At 31.9% G+C, this 22,163-nt stretch carries 21 protein-coding genes; 8 read left to right on the top strand and 13 right to left on the bottom strand.

Annotated features, from left to right (window positions below; all coding sequences use genetic code 11):
• Positions 1-7 precede the first annotated feature (7 nt).
• Together ACFWV9_RS03440 and metG are read right to left on the bottom strand one after the other, a co-directional pair.
• Positions 8-2,383: a hypothetical protein gene (locus ACFWV9_RS03440; RefSeq protein ID WP_411893839.1), complete on the bottom strand. Its 2,376-nt coding sequence runs from the start codon at positions 2,381-2,383 to the stop codon at positions 8-10.
• 107 nt (positions 2,384-2,490) lie between these two features.
• Complete coding sequence (gene metG / locus ACFWV9_RS03435; protein ID WP_411893838.1) at positions 2,491-4,557, bottom strand: methionine--tRNA ligase; 2,067 nt, start codon at positions 4,555-4,557, stop codon at positions 2,491-2,493.
• Between the two features lie 83 nt (positions 4,558-4,640).
• Between metG and ACFWV9_RS03430 the strand changes: the two genes are divergently transcribed.
• The gene (locus ACFWV9_RS03430) at positions 4,641-5,666 is read left to right on the top strand and encodes a S66 peptidase family protein (protein WP_411893837.1); all 1,026 of its coding nucleotides are present in this window, start codon (positions 4,641-4,643) and stop codon (positions 5,664-5,666) included.
• Here the strand turns inward: ACFWV9_RS03430 and ACFWV9_RS03425 are convergent.
• Both ACFWV9_RS03425 and ACFWV9_RS03420 read right to left on the bottom strand, forming a co-directional pair.
• Positions 5,663-7,771 carry a serine hydrolase domain-containing protein gene (locus tag ACFWV9_RS03425; protein WP_411893836.1) on the bottom strand — a complete coding sequence of 703 codons (2,109 nt, stop codon included), beginning with the start codon at positions 7,769-7,771 and terminating at the stop codon, positions 5,663-5,665. The genes ACFWV9_RS03430 and ACFWV9_RS03425 overlap by 4 nt on opposite strands.
• A 76-nt stretch (positions 7,772-7,847) precedes the next feature.
• Complete coding sequence (locus ACFWV9_RS03420) at positions 7,848-9,050, bottom strand: helix-turn-helix domain-containing protein (protein ID WP_411893835.1); 1,203 nt, start codon at positions 9,048-9,050, stop codon at positions 7,848-7,850.
• A gap of 44 nt (positions 9,051-9,094) precedes the next feature.
• On the opposite strand from ACFWV9_RS03420, the gene ACFWV9_RS03415 reads away from it, so the two are divergent.
• Positions 9,095-9,454: a YraN family protein gene (locus ACFWV9_RS03415; protein WP_411893834.1), complete on the top strand. Its 360-nt coding sequence runs from the start codon at positions 9,095-9,097 to the stop codon at positions 9,452-9,454.
• 95 nt (positions 9,455-9,549) lie between these two features.
• Positions 9,550-10,218 carry a hypothetical protein gene (locus ACFWV9_RS03410; RefSeq protein ID WP_411893833.1) on the top strand — a complete coding sequence of 223 codons (669 nt, stop codon included), beginning with the start codon at positions 9,550-9,552 and terminating at the stop codon, positions 10,216-10,218.
• A gap of 134 nt (positions 10,219-10,352) precedes the next feature.
• Here the strand turns inward: ACFWV9_RS03410 and ACFWV9_RS03405 are convergent, their stop codons facing one another.
• The 4 genes from ACFWV9_RS03405 to ACFWV9_RS03390 all read right to left on the bottom strand — a co-directional run bounded on the left by ACFWV9_RS03405 (position 10,353) and on the right by ACFWV9_RS03390 (position 12,810).
• A complete protein-coding gene (locus ACFWV9_RS03405) occupies positions 10,353-10,691 on the bottom strand; it encodes a hypothetical protein (RefSeq protein ID WP_411893832.1) in 339 nt (112 codons plus the stop codon).
• Between the two features lie 80 nt (positions 10,692-10,771).
• Complete coding sequence (nadD, locus tag ACFWV9_RS03400) at positions 10,772-11,350, bottom strand: nicotinate (nicotinamide) nucleotide adenylyltransferase (protein WP_411893831.1); 579 nt, start codon at positions 11,348-11,350, stop codon at positions 10,772-10,774.
• A gap of 2 nt (positions 11,351-11,352) precedes the next feature.
• Entirely contained in the window at positions 11,353-11,937 is a 585-nt protein-coding gene (gene gmk / locus ACFWV9_RS03395) for a guanylate kinase (RefSeq protein ID WP_411893830.1), read from the bottom strand.
• 15 nt (positions 11,938-11,952) lie between these two features.
• Positions 11,953-12,810 carry a YicC/YloC family endoribonuclease gene (locus ACFWV9_RS03390; RefSeq protein WP_411893829.1) on the bottom strand — a complete coding sequence of 286 codons (858 nt, stop codon included), beginning with the start codon at positions 12,808-12,810 and terminating at the stop codon, positions 11,953-11,955.
• Between the two features lie 133 nt (positions 12,811-12,943).
• Between ACFWV9_RS03390 and ACFWV9_RS03385 the strand changes: the two genes are divergently transcribed.
• Positions 12,944-13,423: an acyl-CoA thioesterase gene (locus ACFWV9_RS03385; protein ID WP_411894318.1), complete on the top strand. Its 480-nt coding sequence runs from the start codon at positions 12,944-12,946 to the stop codon at positions 13,421-13,423.
• Positions 13,424-13,428: 5 nt separating this feature from the next.
• On the opposite strand, the gene ACFWV9_RS03380 is transcribed toward ACFWV9_RS03385, so the two are convergent.
• The 3 genes from ACFWV9_RS03380 to ACFWV9_RS03370 are packed head-to-tail and all read right to left on the bottom strand — an operon-like array spanning position 13,429 to position 15,803.
• Complete coding sequence (locus tag ACFWV9_RS03380; RefSeq protein WP_411893828.1) at positions 13,429-14,562, bottom strand: hypothetical protein; 1,134 nt, start codon at positions 14,560-14,562, stop codon at positions 13,429-13,431.
• Position 14,563: 1 nt separating this feature from the next.
• Positions 14,564-15,457 (bottom strand): DMT family transporter, encoded by an 894-nt coding sequence (locus ACFWV9_RS03375; protein ID WP_411893827.1) that lies wholly within the window; start codon positions 15,455-15,457, stop codon positions 14,564-14,566.
• A complete protein-coding gene (locus ACFWV9_RS03370) occupies positions 15,447-15,803 on the bottom strand; it encodes an arsenate reductase family protein (protein WP_411893826.1) in 357 nt (118 codons plus the stop codon). The genes ACFWV9_RS03375 and ACFWV9_RS03370 overlap by 11 nt, the downstream gene beginning before the upstream one ends.
• Positions 15,804-15,886: 83 nt before the next feature.
• Here ACFWV9_RS03370 and ACFWV9_RS03365 point away from each other — a divergent pair, with 83 nt between their 5' ends.
• Together ACFWV9_RS03365 and ACFWV9_RS03360 are read left to right on the top strand one after the other, a co-directional pair.
• A complete protein-coding gene (locus ACFWV9_RS03365; RefSeq protein WP_411893825.1) occupies positions 15,887-16,342 on the top strand; it encodes a DinB family protein in 456 nt (151 codons plus the stop codon).
• Between the two features lie 4 nt (positions 16,343-16,346).
• On the top strand, positions 16,347-17,594 hold the full coding sequence (locus tag ACFWV9_RS03360) for a cation:proton antiporter (RefSeq protein WP_411893824.1): 1,248 nt from the start codon (positions 16,347-16,349) through the stop codon (positions 17,592-17,594).
• Here ACFWV9_RS03360 and ACFWV9_RS03355 read toward each other — a convergent pair.
• Positions 17,591-18,310 (bottom strand): DUF3298 domain-containing protein, encoded by a 720-nt coding sequence (locus ACFWV9_RS03355; RefSeq protein ID WP_411893823.1) that lies wholly within the window; start codon positions 18,308-18,310, stop codon positions 17,591-17,593. The genes ACFWV9_RS03360 and ACFWV9_RS03355 overlap by 4 nt on opposite strands.
• Positions 18,311-18,458: 148 nt before the next feature.
• Between ACFWV9_RS03355 and ACFWV9_RS03350 the strand changes: the two genes are divergently transcribed.
• A complete protein-coding gene (locus tag ACFWV9_RS03350) occupies positions 18,459-19,598 on the top strand; it encodes a cystathionine gamma-synthase (RefSeq protein WP_411893822.1) in 1,140 nt (379 codons plus the stop codon).
• A gap of 74 nt (positions 19,599-19,672) precedes the next feature.
• Here ACFWV9_RS03350 and ACFWV9_RS03345 read toward each other — a convergent pair whose 3' ends face one another.
• A complete protein-coding gene (locus ACFWV9_RS03345; protein ID WP_411893821.1) occupies positions 19,673-20,479 on the bottom strand; it encodes a THC0290_0291 family protein in 807 nt (268 codons plus the stop codon).
• A 220-nt stretch (positions 20,480-20,699) separates the two neighbouring features.
• Between ACFWV9_RS03345 and gdhA the strand changes: the two genes are divergently transcribed.
• Positions 20,700-22,043 carry an NADP-specific glutamate dehydrogenase gene (gene gdhA, locus ACFWV9_RS03340; protein WP_411893820.1) on the top strand — a complete coding sequence of 448 codons (1,344 nt, stop codon included), beginning with the start codon at positions 20,700-20,702 and terminating at the stop codon, positions 22,041-22,043.
• Positions 22,044-22,163: the final 120 nt, after the last annotated feature.

The raw sequence follows: 22,163 nt of genomic DNA, 5'->3' as shown, positions 1-22,163 counted from the left end.
TGCTTATCTAATTAATTGATACTGACTTTTTCTCTACTACAAACATACCATCATTTGCTATACCTTCAATATGAAGTTTAATAGGTGTGGTAGGGCGTTTTATTTTGAAAGTTAAATTTCCTTGTTCGTCTACTTTTAGTTCAGGTTTCCAATCTATAGTGCCATAGCCTTTATAAAAAGCGTCATAGTAAGAGCTATATTTTGGCACATAGTATTTTTTCTTAGCACTAAATGTTAATGGAAGTAAATAGTTTTCAGCAGTTTTTCTATTACTATTATCAAAGAAACTTTTTTGAGAAGAATAAATTCTTACTGCACCATTTAGTCCTCTAAAACCTTCTCCCAGCCCTCCTAAATTTATGTCTACACGATCAACATCTGCTAATGTATAAGTGGACAATATATCTAAATTTAGTAATGGGATTCCGTCTAAAAATACAGCTACTGGTCCTCTATTACCCCTCGAACTAAAGTATGCTGCCTCGTTAGTTAACGGATTTAGTCCTAAAGTAATTCTATTAAATGCTAAATACTGCTCTAAAGTGTTATATGTAAAACGATCCATTTGGGTAATAACTTTTGTTCTACCATAACTATGTTCATTTAGTTTACGTGTTTTGACGCGTTGCTTTTCTAATTTGGACGTAACCACAACCTCTTCAAGCTCTTGAATTTTATCAAAATTTTCTGCCATAGGCGCTGCCACTTTCAACTTATCACTAATGTTGTAACCAAATTTTGGTTGTATGGGTTTAGTAAATTGGTTTAATCGCGGAATAACATTAGGTACTGGTTGTAAATATAATTGTGCAGGCACCATATTGTTATCCTCTTTTAATCTTGAAATAAGAATTCTATTTGTTTCATCAGGAAAGAGATTTTCAAAAATAAAACTATTATCACCTTCTGTAGGTTTTTTATATCGCGGTTCGCTGTCATCAAAATGATGAAGTACAAATACATCCTTTTTATGATCTGGATTATTAACATTGGCCTTAACGGAGATACCTTGCTCAAAAGGGAATGGTAAGATTTCAGGGAGAAATAAATTATTCCAGTCATAACTGCTCCAGCCTTGAGTTAAGAGAAGATTATCTAAATCGTAGCGTTTCTTATCGTCAATATTCTCAAAGTAATACTTGCCATTTTCAACCGATCCTTTAATGTAGGGTTGAAGAAAGGTCTGCGATAAAATATTATTATGTCTATTATATGCTTTTGATTCAGTGGGTAGTATAGATACACTTAAATTATTAAATTGATTGGGATCAATATTCCTATAATTAAGTTTTACTGAAACAGAATCTCCTTTTCTATTTGCAGTTATTGTATTAGATGAAAGGGGATTTACAGTGTTGTAATTAAAAAACAACCTTTCAGCAACGGGTTTTTCATCTTCATTAAATAATGTGAGTATATTGGTTCCTACAGGAATATTTTCATATTCAATTGCTTTGGTGACTGTAGTGTTATCAGTAAAATATATGTCCATTATTTCGTAACCATCGCCATTATGTAACATTAATGTATAACGATTATTTCTGATAAGATCTAGTGTTTGGTTATTCGTTATAACTGAGGCAAATAATTTTGTTTTAAGACGTTTTATGGATAGTACAATTCCGGTTTTTTCTACCACATGACCTAGAGGAAAACTAAAATCTTCATTGGCATATTTTATCTTCACAGTATAGGTGTTTTCAATATTTGCCATTAACGGAAATTTACCCAACCCAAGTTTATTGGTTTTAAATGTAGAAACAATCTCATTATTATTGTCCATGACTTCTCCCGCAATATTAGGAAGTCCAAAACCTTGACTGTCCTTTATAACCACACCAACATTATTTATTATACCATGTAATAGATGACCGCTTTCAGGCAAGAACTGTGCGTCTATATCATTTTCTACTAACGAACTTTCAATATAAGTTTCTACTTCTGGGTCAATGATTTTAATTGCTTCGGAATAGTAGTTAGGCTCATTGAAATTACGCATGTAATTGGTATAAGCTTTTACATTGTAAATTCCTGAAGTAAAGAGAGAGTCAACTTTAACTACATTTGATGCTACGCCATTTGTAACTTTAACCAATTGTTGCTTAACCTCATTGTTATTTTTATCTGATATACTTACATAGAGATTTGTTGTTATTAAAGAAGGTGTTTTTTCTTTCTTGTCTAGAACATAGGCTGTAAAACCAATGTTCTCTCCCTTGATGTAGGTTGATTTGTTTAAATGAAGATATACGACTTCTCGTGGTGCATCTACATAATTTTCATAGGATTCAAAAATATCCGAACCATTTTGAGAATTGCCACAAAGAGTGATCAGAAATATAAATATGAAGGATGAAAATGAGGTGAAAGTAGTTTTAATCATAGCTAATGAATTTTCATATAAAGATATCAAAAATTATGCCAGTAAATACTTACTTTAACGCCGTTTTAAGTAAAACACAAGTTGTTAACTCTTTAACAGTAAAACTATTAACTAATCTTTAGACCATTCGAAACATCGCTAAAATCTGGGTTTACAAAAACTAAATTGCCAGATTCATCTTCAGTCATTAATATCATTCCCTGACTTTCTACACCTCTTAATTTTCTAGGCGCTAAATTCACTAAAACGGTTACGCGTTTACCAATTACTTCTTCTGGCTTAAAACTTTCAGCAATGCCAGAAACTATAGTTCGGGTATCAATTCCTGTATCTACCTTAAGCACTAGCAGCTTTTTGGTTTTTGGCATTTTTTCTGCTTCTAAAATAGTACCTACTCTAAGATCTAATTTTGTGAAATCATCAAAAGAGATTTCATCCTTTTGAGGTTCAACAGCTTTGTTAGCATTTTCATTTGCTTTTTTATTGGCCTCTAGTTTGTCCAATTGATTTTGAATTTCAGAATCTTCAATTTTAGAAAATAACAATTCTGGTTTACCCTTAATGATACTATGACTTGCTGGTATAAGTGTTTCTAGATTAGACACATTTTCCCAGCTGAGATTTTTCTCTAATTCCGAAAAGTTTAAAATTGATTTTAATTTATTTGATGTAAATGGTAAAAATGGTTCGGATAAGACCGCAAGTGCAGATGCAATTTGCAATGCGACATACATTACTGTTTTGGTTCTTGCTTCGTCTGTTTTAATCGTTTTCCAAGGTTCTTCATCAGCCAAATATTTATTGCCTAATCGAGCGAGATTCATTAATTCTTGACTTCCTTCTCTAAACCTAAAGCGTTCAATAGAACTTGATATAACTGAAGGATATGCTTTTAAGGTCGTTAAAGTCTCTTTGTCAATATCCTTAAACTCTGAGGGCTGCGGTACAATACCGTCATAATACTTATTGGTTAATACAACAACTCGGTTTATAAAATTGCCAAAGATGGCAACAAGTTCGTTATTGTTTCTTGCCTGAAAATCTTTCCAAGTAAAGTCGTTATCCTTTGTCTCTGGTGCATTAGCTGTTAATGCATATCGTAAAACGTCCTGTTGATTAGGAAATTCCTTTAAATAATCTGGTAACCACACGGCCCAGTTTTTTGATGTAGAAAGCTTGTTGCCTTCTAAATTTAAAAACTCATTGGCAGGTACATTTTTTGGAAGTATGTAAGAGCCTTCTGCTTTTAACATTGATGGAAAAATAATACAGTGAAAAACAATATTGTCTTTTCCTATAAAATGAATTAATTCTGTGTCCTTGTTTTTCCAGTAATCTTCCCAGTTTTTTCCAACACGTTCAGCCCATTCTTTCGTTGATGAGATATAACCAATTGGTGCATCAAACCATACATAGAGTACTTTACCCTCACCACCTTCAACAGGTACCGGAATTCCCCAATCTAAATCTCGTGTTACAGCTCTTGGGCGTAACCCATCATCTACCCATGATTTTACCTGACCATAAACATTTGGTTTCCAATCTTTTTTATGGCCTTTTAAAATCCAATCTCTTAAAAAATCTTCGTGTTTATTTAATGGTAAAAACCAATGCTTTGTTTCTTTTAGAGTAGGCACGTTACCAGTTATGGCTGATTTTGGATTTATTAAGTCTGTAGCATTAAGACTCGATCCGCAATTTTCACATTGATCGCCATAAGCTTCTTCATTGCCACACTTTGGGCAGGTACCTGTTACAAATCTGTCGGCCAAAAATTGATTTGCCTCTGCGTCGTATAACTGCTCTGAAACCTCTTCGACAAACTCATTCTTATTATATAAGGTTTTAAAGAATTCTGATGCAGTATCGTGATGAATTTTCGCTGATGTACGCGAATAGTTGTCAAATGAAATACCAAAATCTTCAAAAGACCTCTTAATTATTGCATGATATTTATCTACAATGTCTTGTGGTGAAACTCCTTCTTTCTTTGCTTTGATCGTAATAGGAACACCATGTTCGTCACTACCACAAATGAAGGCTACATCATTACCAGTTAATCTTAAGTATCTTGAATATATATCAGCTGGTACGTAAACACCTGCTAAATGACCAATATGAATAGGGCCATTTGTATATGGTAAGGCAGCTGTTACGGTATATCTTTTAGGCATTATTTTAGCTTTAGCAAGGCACAAAAGTACGTAATATATAAGGGATTTAGAAAAAAAATGTACATTTACAAAAAGCCAGTTTTATGAGTTTGAGACACCTTTTTGTTTACTTAATAATTGGTATAATTATTTTTTATTCGGATAGCGTATATGCACAAGATGATACTGAAATTTTTACTACAATGGCATCACAATTAATACGACCTCCATATCTTAAAGTGGGTGATACAGTTGCAATTGTTGCACCATCAGGAATTTTAAAAAGTCGTGAAGGTGAAATACAGCAGGCTATAACATTACTTAATAGTTGGGGTCTAAACGCTAAATTAGGTGCAAATGTATTTAATAAGGCAGATCATTTTGCTGGATCTGATGAAGAGCGTTGTGAGGATTTTCAAAATGCCTTAGATGATGCCAGTATAAGTGCTATATGGTGCGCTCGCGGAGGTTATGGTACTGTTAGAATTTTAGATAAGTTAGATTATACAAAGTTTAAAGCTCACCCAAAATGGTTAATTGGTTATAGTGATATTACAGCTTTGCATAATCAATTGCATAATGAAGGAATTGAATCTTTACATGCTTTGATGTGTGTAAGTTTAACAAAAGACTTAAGTGAAATACAAGAAACGGTAACCACATTTAAATCTGCCTTATTTGGAAATCCAACTAATTACACTCTCGAGGGATCAGAGTATAATAGAGAAGGTGAGGCTAATGGACAGTTGATTGGCGGCAATCTTACAATGTTGCACACTATGTTGGGTTCAGATACAAGTATAGATACCACCGGTAAAATTTTGTTTATAGAGGAAATTGGTGAGTACAAGTACCATATTGACAGGATGTTACAAAGCCTTAAAAGAGCTGGTTATTTTGATAATTGCAAAGGTGTAATTGTTGGTGACATGTCTAAGCTTAGAAAAAACACCACACTTTGGGGAACTTCGATAGAGGAATTAATTGTTGATGCTTTGTCTGAATATAATTTCCCAATCGCATTCAATATGCCTGCAGGCCACGAAAAAGATAACAGAGCCTTGATATTAGGTAGAACAATTACTTTAAGTTCTAAAAAAGATAAGTCATCAATTACTTTTAAGAATTAATCTATTTCTTCAAGTAGTTGATTTGATAATTCCATACCATTTTCATCCACAGAAACAAACCAAACGTTAGTTGTACAGGTTCTATTAAATACATCGGAGTTTGAAGAGCATTTTTGAATTGTTCCTTTTATCAAATACCCAGTATCAGTTTTTTCTCCTGAATACCCATATTCGTTGTAGAAATTGCCATATGTATTTTGCCAGATCTTATTCCCTTTTTTATCAGTTTTAATAACAAACATATCATAGTTACCTTTTCCATAAGAGCTTGTAGATCCTATGATTAGATATCCATCCTTTGTCGCCAAAATAGAACTAGCCTTATCATAACTATTTCCGCCAAACCGCTGTGACCAAATTTCATTGCCGTTTGGGTAGTTTTTGGTTAACAGAATGTCTAAAGTTTCACCATCTTTGGACCCTATGGTAGTGACATTTATTGAACCATTTTTAGTTTCGATTTTTGGCTGAAATTTTAAGTTCGTTTTTTTGATGAATTTATTATTTAGCACACGATTTGTAGTTAAAAGAATGTCTGTTACTCTATTAAATTGGTCGCGTTCTATTTTTAAGATATAATCAAAAACTAAAAGTTCATTTCTGTTTAAGACTTCTAAATCTTGTACCTCATCCCACCCATGTAGTGAAATAGTTAACTTGTTTTTTACATTATTTATAGAAAATTCAACATCTAATTCCTCACTGTAATATTGGCCAACATAACTTTCTAAATCGGCGAGTGTTACTTCCTGTTTAGGTATTTTACTATAAACAGATGTTTTGCCAGAGGGATAGAATAGGATTAATTCGTTGTTGTAAAATCCTATTTTAGTCATGGAGTTATATGAGATACTATATAGATTTTGCGCTTCCTTTTTAAGTTCTATGGGATTATTATTGCCATTTCTCCAGGTTATTTTATTGTCTTTTTCTTCAATTCGAATTAAGTAGTTGCCCGGAGAAAGGTATTGACCTAAAATTTCAGATGTCGCAATGTCATTAGAAACTTCTTTCATACTTTTATCGTAAGCGATAACCATATCTTTTTTCGGAAGAAACAGTTTTGCAATTTCATCAGCAATAGCACCACTCCAAAGTCTACTATTATTGCTCATTACAAAAATGGTTAATTTTTCTTCTGGGAAGCGAATAGTTTGTGAATGGTAAGAGCCCGTGCCACCAGAATGATGTATAGATTTATAGTTGAGTCTATCATCTAACTCTAACCCAAAACCATAGGTTGTAATTTCGCTATTTGGAATTGGTTTTTGACTTTCAATAAGAAGTCTATTATTATTAAACCGTGCATTTTGTATTGCTTGCTCAAAGATTAATTGATCTTTAAGTGAAGTAAATAAAAATCCATCACCATAAAGATTGGTTATCATAGGATACTGTTGCCAAACACCATCGCCCCAATCAGAATATGGTAAGGCTTGATTAGGAATTACGTGCATATAATTTTTTAAAAAAGAAGTATTGTTCATTCCTAAATTTTTAAAGAAATTTCCTGAATAGTCATGAAACTTTTCGCCTGAAACCACCTCAATTATTTTAGTTAGCAATGTATAGCCAGAATTACTGTACATGTATCTTGAACCAGGTTTAAAAGCTAAATCTTGTTGGTTTTTAAGCAATTCTATGGCATCGTCATTATCTAAACCCTCTCGTCTCCACCATGGCTCTTGTTGTATACTCATTAAATCGTAAAAATCTCTCACACCACTCGTATGGTTAATGAGATGCCTAATTTTAATTTCGTCTTTCACTTCTGGATATAGACTAGGGAGATATTTTCTAATATCATCCTCTAAACTTAACTTTTGGTTTAGCGCTAAATTCAATATCATTAAGGCTGTAAATTGCTTTGCTGTTGATGCAATATTAGAACGTGAGTTTTCATCAACTTTAACACCATGCTGAAGACTTGCTAAACCTCTGTAACCTTCATAAATAATTTTTCCATCTTTAACTACGCCAACAAATAGTCCAGGGTCATTGTCTGAAAGTTTTGAATTGACAATAGAATCAACGACTTTTAGTTGCTTTTGAGCAAAAAGTGAAATTGAAATTAACAAAACAATAAGTGTAAATGATTTTCTCATGACGATATTTTAATTTGAGATAAATGTCACAATATCCATGACACTAGGCGCTTCAAATCTTGATTTGAGACGTATTTTAAGATAATTTTTCGATAAAATCTTTTGGGGAAAGAGAGGTGCTTTTTTTGAATGCCCTGTTAAATGTTGCTTTGCTATTAAAACCTGAATCTAAAGCAATTCCCAAAAGAGTAGTACGATTGTGTTCTCCTTTATTCAACTTTTCTTTAACGGCTTCAATTCTGTAATGATTGATAAAGTCATTAAAGTTCATATTAAAACCAGAGTTTACAGCTGACGAAACAATTTTTGTTGTAATATTTAATTCTTTTGCCACATCAGACAAGGTTAATCGTGGATTTTCAAATAAGCGTTTTTCTAACATTAGTTCAGAAATTTTATCCTTCCAAATCACATAATCTTTTTCACCTTCATTTAAAGGGTCATTTTCTACTACGGTTTTAGAAATACCTTCGTAAAAAACATTAATGGTTTTTAATTTTTCGCCTTCTAAGGTTATTTGCTTAATAATATTGCTATAACCATTAATGGCGATATAATAAAACACAAATGAAAATGCAATATAGTGCCAGAATTGACTACCGAATTCGCCCCAATCTGGGTTTAGTATAAAGAATAGAACACGAAGAACAAGAATGCCTAAAAAAGCAATCATAAAATTTCGAATCCATTTAAACAACAACGTATCGGCATAACTTACAGTATCAAAAAGGAGTTTCTTATAATTAGAATAATACTTAAGACTTAAGACTAAATAAAATGCCATAGATAACAACCCAGTAGCTTGATACCAATTGGCTAAATCCTTATCTCTGCCATCGGCATAAAAATAGTATTCATCTAAAATCAATTTATCTGTTATAAAAACAACTAAACTGTAAATTGCATATAGTATTGAAGGTATAAAATGGATATAATCTTTTTTTGCAAGTTTAAAGTTTGTGTTCAACAAGCTTTTAGTGTAAAAAAAGACCACTGGGCCAATTAATAATACTTGCATAAAAGGAATAAAAAATAAAATATCTGCCGTTAACTTGTCGGAATACCAATTTGCATAGCCCAGCATGTATGGTGTAATGTACATTGCATAAAGAAACAAAAGTAGACTTAACCATTTACTTGCCTTATTATTATTAATTAGACCTTTACGCAATACCAAAAATGAGAATACTATTCCATGAAAAAAGAATATTAAAAGTAAAGAGCTTTTTTGCCCAAAGCTAAATGGAAAGTCAAATATTGAATTGAAGAATCTCAACATAAATTATATTACTTAAATGTAATATTATTTTCTATTTTCAAGGTATGGCACAACACAATGATCTTGGTAAAAAGGGAGAACAATTAGCGGTAGATTTTTTAATTAAAAACGGCTATGACATCTTAGAACGCAATTACCGTTTTGATAGAGCAGAAGTAGACATTATTGCAAGAAAAGAAGGAATTCTATCAATTATTGAAGTTAAGACTAGAACGACTGTAGATTTTGGTAATCCACAAGATTTTGTGAAACCTAAACAGATTAAGAACTTAGTAAAGGCCGTGAATGAATATATAACAGAAGATCAATTAGATTTAGAGGTTAGGTTTGATATTATCGCAATTGTACAGGAAAATCAATCTTTTAAATTAGAACATCTTAAAGATGCTTTTTATCATTTCTGATTTGTTAAATTAAACTGCATTACAACGAATAAATTAGCATATTATCGACATTTTACTTATTCTTGATAGTAATTAACCCCAAATTTCTCATGATTATGAAACCTAACACAACTTTATTACTTATTTGTATAATTTCAATTTTCTATTTTTCTTGCGATAAAAGTGAATTAAATTATTCATCAAACGAACAAAGCTTTTTTATAATTAAAGAATCTACAAAAAAGAATAGTATAGCTAAAAGATCATCATTGGATGAACCATGTATAAGTGTAGATTTGGTTGCAGGACAAAATGAAGTAGTTGGTTCTGTATCAATTGATAGAAATGAAACACATTTAATACTAACATACTCCACAATTGAAGATTGGGACATAGATTTAACTCATATGAGTATTGGTGACTGTAATGAACAATGGGCGCCTCAAACAGGTTCAGGTAACCCCAAAATAGGTCGCTTTGAACATACAGAGCCACATACACAGAATATTAGCGAAGTGGTATATTTTGTAGATTTAAATGCATTACCTGATTATACAGATACCTATTGTTTTGCGGCTCATGCAGAGGTAAGCGGACCTAATGGTGGCGAAACAGCTTGGGCAGGTCAAGTAGGTGGGCAAGTTGCCAACTTAGATTCAAGCTCTGGAGAGTATACTGTTAAAGATTTTGAAGGGAATAGTTGGGCAATGTATGTTGAGGCCTCTAAAACATCATGTGATGTCGTTGATATCGATACACCTGAAGATGATGGAGGTGTAAGGTAAAGTATCTTGATTAATAAATATTTTGAAAAGGACAACCATAAAAAGTTGTCCTTTTATTTATAGTAATAAAATTGAACTCATAATGTCTTAGGAAGACATAATAACATCAAAATACTAGATTACACTTTTAAATTTTAGAAGTATATGTTGGTAACAACGAATAAAAGACTGTAGAATAAAACATTCACTACCTTATCTTTTAATTCTAATGTTTTAAACCTCTTAAATTCTGACTTTAAAATATCAAAAGATAAAACAGAAACGACAAAAACAACACTCAATCCAATAAACCAATATAGGGACTTAGGATAAGGCAATGTTATATTGGTTATAAAGAAGATAATAATCAATACACTCGATATAATTAACCTTTTCTCACTTTTAGCATTTAAATTGTTTCTTACAGAAATGCTTCTTGTTTTATTGAGAATAAAGGCAGAAAGTATAGATAAAATGGTTATGGATAATATCATATTTTCAAATCAGATTTTGCTTAAATAAAAATAATTAATACGGAGAACAAATTGAAATTTAATCGAATTTTAACAAAGAATTATTTATAAAAATTCATTTCGTCTATATAATGCCACACTTTATCGGGGAGCATTGGCCTGACGTTATTCCCAGCCTTAATATTTCTCCTTATAAACGTAGAAGATAGTTCCATTATTGGAGCAGAAACGTTAAAAATTTTTGGGTGATCTTTAAATCGGTTTTCAATATTACCTGAGGAGAGTCTTGGGTAAATTAAAATGTTGTGATTTTCAAGAATTTGTTCGTAATTCTTCCATTTATGAAAACTTTTCAGATTGTCTTCACCCATAATTAATGAAAATTCATGTTGAGGAAATTTTTCAAACAAATATGTTAATGTATCAATTGTATAATTAGGTTGTTTTAAACCAAATTCAATATCGCTAGGGCGCAGTTTATCATAATCTTTAGTTGCCAAATATACCATCTCCAAGCGCTGATGGTCATCTAATAAACTGCTCTTCTTCTTAAATGGGCTTTGAGGAGTGACAACAAACCACACTTGATCCAAATCACTATGTTCTACTAAATAATTAGCTATAATTAAATGCCCAACGTGTATTGGGTTAAACGTACCAAAGTATAATCCAATCTTCATTTTTATTGATCTAAAAATTCTGAAACTTTATCATATGCATTTTCTAATGCCTCTTCTAAGTTAGAATTGACCACAATTGTATCAAAAAGAGGAGCAGTGGCGAGTTCTGCAGGTGCTTTTGCAACTCGCATACTTATTTTCTCAGGACTTTCTTCACCGCGATCTTTTAATCGTCTTACCAGTTCATTTAGATCTGGTGGTTTAACAAATACAGCTAGTGTTTGCTCAGGGAATTTACGTTTTATTCTTAAGCCACCAGAGACATCAATATCAAAAATCACATGCTTCCCTTTGGCCCAAATTCGTTCTACTTCTTCTTTTAATGTACCATAAAAATTATCTCTGTAGACTTCTTCCCACTCTAAAAATTCGTCATTTTTAATTTTGTTTTTAAACTCTTTTAAGGAGAGGTAATAATAATCTTTCCCGTTTACTTCGTTACCTCGTTTTTCTCGAGATGTTGCAGAGATAGAAAATTCTAGATTTAATTCAGGTCGTTTCAACAAATGTCTAACAATTGTTGTTTTACCCGATCCTGAAGGCGCTGAGAATACAATTAATTTACCTTGTTTTACTTTATCTGCCACAATTATTTCTTAAGATTAAAGTACATTCAATAATTGTTCCTTTATTTTTTCTAACTCGTCTTTCATTTGCACCACAAGTTTTTGCATTGGTGCATAATTAGATTTTGAGCCAATGGTATTTATTTCTCGTCCAATTTCCTGAGTTATAAAACCAAGTTTTTTACCATTAGAATCATCAGAATTTAATGCCTTTGTGAAATAATCTAAATGGTTGTCTAATCTTACTTTTTCTTCAGTGATATCAAATTTTTCGATATAGTAGACTAGCTCTTGCTCAAACCTATTTTCATCTACCTTTTCCTTTATTTCAGAAATACCCTTCTCCAATCTTGCTCTAACACCATAAATACGGTCTGGATCCATTTTTATAACTTGATTAAGAAGCTCTCCAAGAGTTGATATTCTTTTAGCAAAATCTTCCTTTAAAATTGTACCTTCATCCCTTCTGTAGCTTACTATTTTAGTAATGGCTTCATTAATTCCATCTTCAATTGAAGACCATTCTTCTTCATCAATATCATCGCGCTCGGTTGTGACAGCATCTGGTAATCTAACAGCCATTTTAAGCAGCTCGGTAGAGTCTCCATCAACAACTTCCTTGAGTTGTTTTATATATTCTTTTACTACAGTTTTGTTGATTTTAGAACTTGTGTCTTCTCCTGTAATTTCAACAAAAAGAGAAAAATCTACCTTGCCACGTACAAGATGTTTTGCAATTAGTTTTCTAATGCCCAATTCTTTTGCTCTATAGGCAGATGGCATACGAGCGTTAACATCTAGGTTTTTACTATTTAAAGATTTTAATTCTATAGATATTTTTTTGGTTGGGAGTTGCAAGACTGTTTTCCCATAACCGGTCATGGATTGTATCATTAAAACGACATAATTAAAGTTGCGCTAAGGTACAAAATAGAATGGTTTTGAATTTCTTTTAATTCTACATTAAATGAACTAAATGTACTGTTAGACTTTTATAACTTTACATTCTTAAAAAATGAAATTACCAATGTATAAAAAGAAGTTTGAAATTAGGTGGAGTGATGTTGATGCTAATGGTCATTTAGCCAATTCTGCATACACTAATTTTATGAGTCATGCACGAATGTCTTTTTTTAACGACCAAGGTTTTTCTATGTCAGAAATTAGAAAACACAATGTCGGACCTGTAGTGTTTTACGAACATATGTACTATTTCAAAGAATCCTTTCTTGGCGCTCCTATTACTGTTACTATTGAAGTTTCTGGTCTTAGTGAAGATGGTATGCTGTTTAAATTCGAACACAACTTTTATAATCAAAAAGGTGAAAACCTAGCATATTGTGAGATGCAAGGTGCTTGGATAGACTTGAAAGAACGAAAGCTTACTCAATTGCCAGAAGCATTACTTGTCTTGGCGCAAAAATTCCCTAAATCTGAAAGTTTTAAAACCCTTACTAAAGAAGATACACGGAAATACGGAATAAGGCCTAAAAATATAGAACTATAGAATAATTATTTAAACGGTTGATGTTGTTTAAAAGATTTTATTTGAACGTTCTTTATAAAGGGTTTTAGTATTTGATTTGGCAAATAGTGTTTATGTTTACAATAGCAGGTTAATTTTTTTGGTATTGCACCCAAAGTACTTTTAATTTCTGAAGCCGTTCTCCCAAGGTTTATTTGATCTGATTTGGTTGATATACCAAGTCTCACATAATCATTTAAAATACGAGGATAGATGGCATATTCTTTGTTTTTTGAATAATCTATACCAATAAAGTGGGCATCTAAATGGGTTTGATTTTGCATGGCAGAAAGAAAACCAACCAGCTTACCATCTAAAAAATAACCTTTAACCATGAACTTTTCCTTAAATGTAGATTTAAGATTTAGATAAGTATCTAGATTTAATATTTGAGCATTAAAATCTGCATTGTCAATAGTGTTTTGATATAACGATTGTAGCTCAGATTTATATTTGATTAAATCTTCAGTGTCTAAAAACTTAGACACCAATGCCTCACTTTTTTTATCAGCTCTATTGGCTTTTACCCTATACTTTGATTTTAAAGCATTTTTATAAGTTTCAAAAGAACTCCATTCAGGTTTTAAATATATGATCATATTAGATTCTACTTGCATAGAGGCATAATCAAATGATTTTAAATGATCCGTTATATAAAGTGATTCGTTTTCAAAATCTTTAACAAAAATAGTATGAAGTCGTTTAGTTCTTTTATAGAGTTTTTTTACTCCATTAGCTATAGCTTTGAAAGTCTCAATTTTATCTTCTCCTTCTTTTAAAAAGGTACCATACTCTCCACTAAGAAATACATTGCCACAAAAGAGAACACGCAAATGATTGTTGCAAAAAAGTTTGTTTATAAATCGTCTCAAAGCTGAAGACATTCTAATATTTTTGGTTATTGTTTCAATACCAATTGTAACGATTTGCGTATTTGCAAATGCAACTGCTTTGTTATCTTTTATTATAAAAATGTAGTTAAAATCAATGTCTGAATTTGCCAATTCAAAAGCACTTAAAAACTCTGGTGAATAATAAATGTTAGTACAACAATTTAAACTATCCCAATAGGATTTAGGGATATTGTTGATTGACTTAAATATTTTTGATTCTAATGACAAATTAAGTTACGTTTTTCGGCTTTTTGGTAACTAAATAGACTCCTGAAAATATTAATACCATAGCAGAGACTTTTAGCATATCAATGAAATCTGCACCAATATATAAGGCAAACAGACCTGCTATAACGGGTTGAAGATAAATAAATATACCAACAGTAGATGCTTTTAATTTATTGAGAGCCAAAGGATTTAGTAGATAAGTACCAAAAGTTGCTCCTATAATGACAAATAGAACAGAATATGTAATATAAGGTGTAAATGACTCCCATTGTACTTCGTTCAATTCATTATATCCAAATGGTATCAGAATTATTAGTCCAAACAAAAACAACCATTTAATAAATGAAAACGGATGATATTTTGCAGTTAGCTTTTTAATTAATATAACATATATGCTATATGAAATAGCATTAAGAAATATCAGCAAATTACCAAGTGGGACATTATCACCTACTCTTGCAGATTTGCCATAAATGGTTAGAATTAATGCGCCAATTAATCCTAATACAACCCCTATTATTTTTAGTGTCGTTATTTTTTCTCCTAAGGTATATGCCGACAAAACAAGTATTATTATTGGTGTAATAGTCATTATCGCGGATGCGTGAATAGGAGAGGTGAATTCTAACCCTTTAAAAAAGAATAACATATTAATTACAACACCAAATAAGGCCGCTATAAAAAGTTTAAAAAAGTCTTTTTTCTCAATTTTTTCTTGCGGTACAATTAGACTTACTAGCCAGAATAAAAGTGTGGCACCTGTAACCCTTAACAGAACAAAGCCAAATGGTTTTATGTAATTACCATTCATTACCAATTTGGCAATTGTGTAATTAAGACCATATAATAGTTGCACCATAAACAATGCAAAAATAGCAAAGCCTCTACTGCTCATGTATAGCTTTTTTAGTAGCCTCTACTACTTTTTTTGAATTGCCAATAAAGATTTGATTATTAATAATTGTAACAGGGCGTTTTAGGAATGTATAATGTTCAAGAATATATTTTTTATAGTCAACATCAGAAAGATTTTTTTCTTTTAGACCAAGTTCTTTATATAACCTCGCGCGTTTACTGAATAGACTTTCATAGCTGTCAGTTAGATTTTTCATTTCTTCTAACTGCTCTTCGGTTATGCTTTCTGTTTTAATATCTTGAAGAATGAATTCATCACTAAGATTCAATTCATTAATTATTCTCATACAAGTATTACAGGTGCTGAGGTAGTACATTTTTTTCATTATGGACAAGTCTATATTTTTAGCAATGCAAAGTAACCGTATTTCATTTTAAAAATAATTACATTTAAGAAAAATATAATTCTATGGATTGGGCTTTTGATATAACCATTAAAAACAGAAAACTATTAAAAAGTTTTATCGAAAATTTATCATTATCAGAATTGAACAAAGTGCCAGAAGGGTATAGTAATAATATCATCTGGAACATTGCACATGTAATTGTTACACAGCAATTATTAGTCTATAATTTATCAGGTTTACCAACTATTGTCTCCAAAGAAATGATTGATGCTTATAGGAAAGGGACAAAACCCGAACGAGATTTAAATCAGGCCGAAGTAGATGTCATCAAGAATCTTTTGTTTTCTGTAATAGAAAAAACGAAAGAAGACTACGAGTCCAAATTATTTCAAACCTATAATCAGTATACAGTAACAACTAAAAACACAATTAGTAATGTAGAGGAAGCAATTGAATTTAATAATTTTCATGAAGGTATACATTTAGGTTATATTTTAGCGCTAAGAAAATCACTCTAAGATTATGGAATATTACTCAATAGCAACAATTTTAATTGTTATTTCAGCTATTTTCGGATATATAAATGTGAGGTTTATAAAGTTGCCAATCACCATTGGGTTAATGCTAATAACAATAGTTTTTACAATTGGTCTTGTAATAATTGGCCAATTTGATGATTCGTTATTATTGAGGGAAAGGGACTTTATCAACAGCATAGATTTTGAAACCGTATTGCTCGATATAATGTTGAGTTTCTTACTTTTTGCAGGAGCATTGCATACTAACTTTGATCAATTAAAAGTGCAGCGAGGGCCAATTTTGGCATTTGCTACACTGGGTGTTATGGTTTCTACTTTTTTAGTTGGTACCATTATGTATTATGTTTTAGGTTGGATTGGAATAGAGGTATCCTTTATTTATTGTTTATTATTTGGTGCATTAATATCACCTACAGATCCAATTGCTGTTTTGGGTATTTTGAAAAAAGCAGGTGCACCAAAAAAATTAGAAACAAAGATTGTTGGAGAATCTCTTTTTAATGACGGTGTCGGAGTAGTTGTTTTTCTTACCATTTTTGCTATTGCAGCAAAACCTAATGCTAAGATTGAATTTTCTGATATAGCGACGCTTTTTGGACAGGAGGTTATTGGTGGTATTGGTTTAGGCCTATTATTGGGTTGGATTACCTATAAATTAATGAAATCTATTGATAACTATGAAATAGAGGTTATTCTCACTATTTCAGCTGTAATGGGTGGTACGATGTTAGCTCATAAACTTCATTTATCAGCGCCATTGGCTATGGTTACTGCAGGTTTAATTGTTGGTAACGATACAATTAGAACTTCTGCAATGTCAGAGACAACAGAGGCTTATGTAGATAAATTTTGGGAATTGATAGATGTACTTTTAAATACAATTCTTTTTGTTATGATTGGTATGGAGATGTTGGTATTAACCTTAGAAGGCAAATACATATATGCTGGATTATTGGCAATACCAATAATATTATTGTGCCGTTATTTATCACTTTGGTTACCAGTTAAGTTTTTTGCAAAGCGGTTAGATTTTGTCCCAAAAACAAACCTAATAATGACTTGGGGAGGACTTAGAGGAGGTATCTCTATTGCTTTGGCATTAAGTTTAACGGCAGAAATGCATAGAGAATTATTTCTTGTAATTACGTATATAGTAGTAGTAGTTTCAATTGTCGGTCAAGGATTAACAGTAGAGCCAATAATTAAGAAATTAACAGGTAAAACAGCCTAATTAAAGCCGATTATAGAATTCACCTCTTCAAATGGAATCACAAACTCTGTGTAACCCTGAGCATAGCTGGCTATTTCATAAGTATTATAAAGCATAATAAGTCCATCTTCACTATAGCCGATATTTTCTGGTAGTTGAAATGGATTGCCATAGAAGTAATCTTCCATTTTTAAATCCGCATCTTGAGATTCTAGGTCTTTAATAAAATAAGATTTAGCTATTTTTTTTAAAGCAACAGAATCATTGACTAGCTGATTATTCTCAATAACATCACCTGATTTAGCGTTGAGGTTTAAAAATTTGATTTTGTCATTACCATGTGCACCACCTTTAAATTCGTAGGTACTTATAGCTATCGATATGATTTCATCAGATTGATAGGTTTTTTCAGTTTCGATATAAAGTTCCCATTTAGGGTCAGTTTCATCTGGAAACTGTGTTTTAAAATCTAAATATTCAGTATTAAATTCATCTAATATAGATTTCAAATTTTGATTCTCTATTTCTGGATTTACTGATTTAATTATGGTGTTTTCAATATTTGAATTAATAATTTTAGCTAAATCATTGTTCCCAAAAGCCTTGTTATAGTTAAGTGAAATATCTGCATCATAATTACTTTCTAAACTAATTATTTTAAACGAAGCAGGTTTAAATTCGGTTTCACAACTAAAAACTAAAAACATTAATAAAATGAAAGCTGTAAATGATTTCAAGATTACATGATTTTGTTAAACATTAAATAAAGGTATTGCATTGATTTCAATAGAACGAATTATGAAGTAAATTTGTTGCGCCTCTCAAAAAGATTATTGTTAAGTAACACCATTAGATAAGTCTAATGAAATCTAAATTAAAATTCACATGAAGTTTAACACGAAAACTATACATGGTGGCCAAGAACATGACCCAGCATACGGTTCTGTAATGCCACCAATTTACCAAACTTCAACTTATGCACAATCTACTCCAGGAGGCCATAAGGGATATGAGTATTCTAGAACACACAACCCAACTAGAAATGCATTAGAAAACTCTTTTGCGAGTATAGAAAATGGTAAATACGGACTAGCTTTTGGCTCGGGTTTAGCAGCAATAGACGCTGTAATAAAATTATTGCAGCCTGGAGACGAAGTCATATCTACAAACGATTTATATGGTGGTTCCTATAGGCTATTTACTAAAATCTATGAGGATTTTGGTATAAAATTTCACTTTATCGGCATGGAAAATGCTCATAGAATTGAAGACTATATTAATGACAACACTAAACTGATATGGGTAGAAACACCAACAAACCCAATGATGAACATTATTGATATTGTCGTCGCTTCCAAAATTTCGAAAAAACACAATGTGTTATTAGCAGTTGATAATACATTTGCCACTCCTTATTTACAGCAACCCCTTAACTTAGGAGCAGATATTGTAATGCACTCAGCTACTAAATATCTTGGCGGACATAGCGATGTTGTGATGGGAGCTTTGGTTGTAAAAGATGAAAAATTAGCTGAAAGATTATACTTTATACAAAATGCAAGTGGGGCAGTTTGTGGTCCTCAAGATTCATTTCTGGTATTAAGAGGTATAAAAACACTGCACATCAGAATGCAGCGCCACTGTGAGAACGGTAGGGCAGTTGCTGAATATTTAAATAGTCATCCAAAAATTGAGAAAGTATATTGGCCAGGATTCGAAAATCATCCAAATCACAACATTGCAAAGTCTCAAATGAATGACTTTGGTGGAATGGTATCTTTTACAGCAAAAAGCAACAACTATGAAGAAGCAATTAAAATAGTTGAGAAACTCAAAGTTTTCACTTTGGCTGAATCGCTTGGTGGTGTTGAATCATTGGCTGGACATCCTGCTAGTATGACCCATGCCAGTATTCCTAAAGAAGAACGCGAAAAAACAGGTGTTGTAGATTCTTTAATAAGATTGAGTGTAGGCATTGAAGATGAAGAAGATTTAATTAATGATCTAAAACAAGCTATCGGATAGAATCTGATCTGCCGTATTATAAAAAAAGACCAAGTAATTTTACTTGGTCTTTTAATTTATAAATATCTTATGCTTTAGTCTAAATAATAGATATAGCCAAAATTTAACCATAAGTTCCAATCATTAGCTTTGTTAGAATCTAATTTGTGATCCAAACCATCAATAAAATCATCAAAATAATATTGCCACCTTAATTCTACAAATAAGTCCGAAAGAACGGTTAATTTATATCTTGTGCCAGCACTTGCAACAACCGACCAGGTTGAGCCACTTTCATCACTAATAAAAGGATCACCACCCGAGTTTGCATTCCAAGGATTATAAAAGTTATCTAAATTATTAATACCACCTGGCAAACCATATGATGTTTCAACACTTGGGTTAAATGAAACAAAATGTGCTCCCACGGCTGCAAAAGGAGCAAATGAATAAGCACCTGCAGAAAAAGCTCTAACACTTTTTGGGAAAAATTCTAACTGCATACCAATATCCCAATTTTGTGATTCACCTGAATGCGCTCTTAATTGATCTGCTTCAGGAGTGGTTCTGTCATTATCCACCCATTTACCAAAATGCTCTAGTTTAGTTTTATTCCAAGATATCTCAGTTCTTAATTTGAAATGATCGTTAAAGTATGTATCTGTAGAATAACAATTACAATCTGCTTTGTATGAAAAGTTAATGTAATGAACTATACCAATTGCAATACCGGTATTTCCAGAATTGGTTTCAAAATCACTCCTAACACCAAAATCCGATTGAAAGGCAATAGGACCAAAAAAAGCTCCAATTTCATGAGCGAAGCCTAATTGGGCATAAATCGATTGCATCGAAAGCATCAATACAATCAGTAGCGTAAGTTTTCTTAAGTCTTTAGCCATAATGGTTTTAAAAGTTGAGGCACCTGCCGAACAAATATATAAAAACTCGATTAACTACAAAATAAAACGGACAAAATGCAGAATTATTCTGTTTTATCAGAATTCGTTGACACTATAAATATTTTAACAATTATTGAGAATATCAAAAAAATATAGGCCTATTTTTAAAGATAATGTATATTTGTACCCTGTAAATCACAATTTATTAACAATATTTTATATGAAAAATAAAATAGATGCTTTTATGGACCTCGTTAAAGAACGAAATGGTCATGAACCAGAGTTTTTACAAGCTGTTCAAGAAGTAGCAGAAACGGTTATTCCGTATATCGTTAAGCACGATATTTACCACGGAAAAAATATCCTTTTAAGAATGGTTGAACCAGAAAGATTACTATCATTTAGAGTAAGCTGGGTCGATGATTCAGGAGAAATTCAAGTTAATAGAGGCTATAGAGTTCAGATGAATTCAGCAATTGGGCCTTATAAAGGTGGACTTAGATTCCATCCAACGGTTAATGCAAGTATTTTAAAGTTTCTAGCTTTTGAGCAAGTATTTAAGAATAGTCTAACCACGCTACCTATGGGTGGAGGAAAAGGTGGTTCAGATTTTGACCCAAAGGGTAAATCAGACAATGAGATAATGCGATTTTGTCATGCTTTTATGACAGAATTATATAGACATATAGGTCATAATACGGATGTACCGGCAGGTGATATTGGAGTAGGTGCTAGAGAGATTGGATTTATGTTTGGTATGTATAAAAAATTGAATAACACATTTACTGGAGTACTTACTGGTAAAGGACAATCTTGGGGAGGATCTTTAATTAGACCTGAGGCAACAGGATATGGGAACGTTTATTTTGCGGATAATATGCTTAAAATAAAGAATGATTCTTTTGAGGGTAAAAAAGTAGTTATTTCAGGTTCTGGAAATGTTGCACAGTTTGCTGCAGAAAAAGCAATTGAACTTGGCGCAAAGGTTTTAACCTTCTCAGATTCAGGCGGATATATTTATGATGAAGAAGGTATTGGGACTGAAAAACTAAAGTTTGTAATGCAACTAAAGAATGAGAAACGAGGAAGAATTAGTGAATATGTAGATAAATATCCTAATTCGAAGTACTTTGCTGGGGAAAGACCTTGGTCGGTTAAATGTGATATTGCACTGCCATGTGCTACTCAAAATGAGTTAAATGGTGAGGAAGCAAAACAATTAATTGAAAATGGTTGTATTTGTGTGTCTGAAGGTGCAAATATGCCTTCAACACCTGAGGCAATACATGAATTCCAAAAAGCCAAGATATTGTTTGCACCAGGTAAAGCTTCAAACGCTGGTGGAGTTGCAACATCTGGGTTAGAAATGAGTCAGAACTCACTTCGTTTAAGTTGGACAAGAAAAGAAGTAGATGAAAGACTTAAAGATATTATGGAAGATATTCACGATTCTTGTGTTGAGTATGGGAAGAATGAAGACGGTTCTATAGATTACATTAGAGGTGCAAATATTGCAGGTTTTGTTAAAGTTGCTGATGCAATGTTAGCCCAAGGTGTGGTTTAGTAAGATAAAAACAATATAAGCATGAAGCCTCTAACACTTGTGTAGAGGCTTTTTTTATTTCTATTCATATTATAAACCTATTTATTTCGTTTGTAATAAATATATTTGAACAAAAGAAAG

This window comes from Winogradskyella sp. A2, assembly GCF_046762865.1.
Taxonomy (GTDB): Bacteria; Bacteroidota; Bacteroidia; order Flavobacteriales; family Flavobacteriaceae; genus Winogradskyella.
The sequence above is the reverse complement of the archived record's forward strand: the minus strand, read 5'-3'. Positions and strand labels throughout refer to the sequence as shown.

Excerpts from the sequence above, each read along its gene's own strand:
- ACFWV9_RS03415 (WP_411893834.1), top strand. The coding sequence starts at position 9,095 with ATGGCACAACACAATGATCTTGGTAAAAAGGGAGAACAATTAGCGGTA.
- ACFWV9_RS03365 (WP_411893825.1), top strand. The coding sequence starts at position 15,887 with ATGGATTGGGCTTTTGATATAACCATTAAAAACAGAAAACTATTAAAA.
- ACFWV9_RS03425 (WP_411893836.1), bottom strand. The coding sequence starts at position 7,771 with ATGAGAAAATCATTTACACTTATTGTTTTGTTAATTTCAATTTCACTT.
- gdhA (WP_411893820.1), top strand. The coding sequence starts at position 20,700 with ATGAAAAATAAAATAGATGCTTTTATGGACCTCGTTAAAGAACGAAAT.
- ACFWV9_RS03370 (WP_411893826.1), bottom strand. The coding sequence starts at position 15,803 with ATGAAAAAAATGTACTACCTCAGCACCTGTAATACTTGTATGAGAATA.
- ACFWV9_RS03390 (WP_411893829.1), bottom strand. The coding sequence starts at position 12,810 with ATGATACAATCCATGACCGGTTATGGGAAAACAGTCTTGCAACTCCCA.
- metG (WP_411893838.1), bottom strand. The coding sequence starts at position 4,557 with ATGCCTAAAAGATATACCGTAACAGCTGCCTTACCATATACAAATGGC.
- ACFWV9_RS03345 (WP_411893821.1), bottom strand. The coding sequence starts at position 20,479 with ATGGCTAAAGACTTAAGAAAACTTACGCTACTGATTGTATTGATGCTT.
- ACFWV9_RS03350 (WP_411893822.1), top strand. The coding sequence starts at position 18,459 with ATGAAGTTTAACACGAAAACTATACATGGTGGCCAAGAACATGACCCA.
- ACFWV9_RS03440 (WP_411893839.1), bottom strand. The coding sequence starts at position 2,383 with ATGATTAAAACTACTTTCACCTCATTTTCATCCTTCATATTTATATTT.
- nadD (WP_411893831.1), bottom strand. The coding sequence starts at position 11,350 with ATGAAGATTGGATTATACTTTGGTACGTTTAACCCAATACACGTTGGG.
- ACFWV9_RS03420 (WP_411893835.1), bottom strand. The coding sequence starts at position 9,050 with ATGTTGAGATTCTTCAATTCAATATTTGACTTTCCATTTAGCTTTGGG.
- ACFWV9_RS03360 (WP_411893824.1), top strand. The coding sequence starts at position 16,347 with ATGGAATATTACTCAATAGCAACAATTTTAATTGTTATTTCAGCTATT.
- ACFWV9_RS03410 (WP_411893833.1), top strand. The coding sequence starts at position 9,550 with ATGAAACCTAACACAACTTTATTACTTATTTGTATAATTTCAATTTTC.
- ACFWV9_RS03430 (WP_411893837.1), top strand. The coding sequence starts at position 4,641 with ATGAGTTTGAGACACCTTTTTGTTTACTTAATAATTGGTATAATTATT.
- ACFWV9_RS03385 (WP_411894318.1), top strand. The coding sequence starts at position 12,944 with ATGTATAAAAAGAAGTTTGAAATTAGGTGGAGTGATGTTGATGCTAAT.
- ACFWV9_RS03375 (WP_411893827.1), bottom strand. The coding sequence starts at position 15,457 with ATGAGCAGTAGAGGCTTTGCTATTTTTGCATTGTTTATGGTGCAACTA.
- ACFWV9_RS03405 (WP_411893832.1), bottom strand. The coding sequence starts at position 10,691 with ATGATATTATCCATAACCATTTTATCTATACTTTCTGCCTTTATTCTC.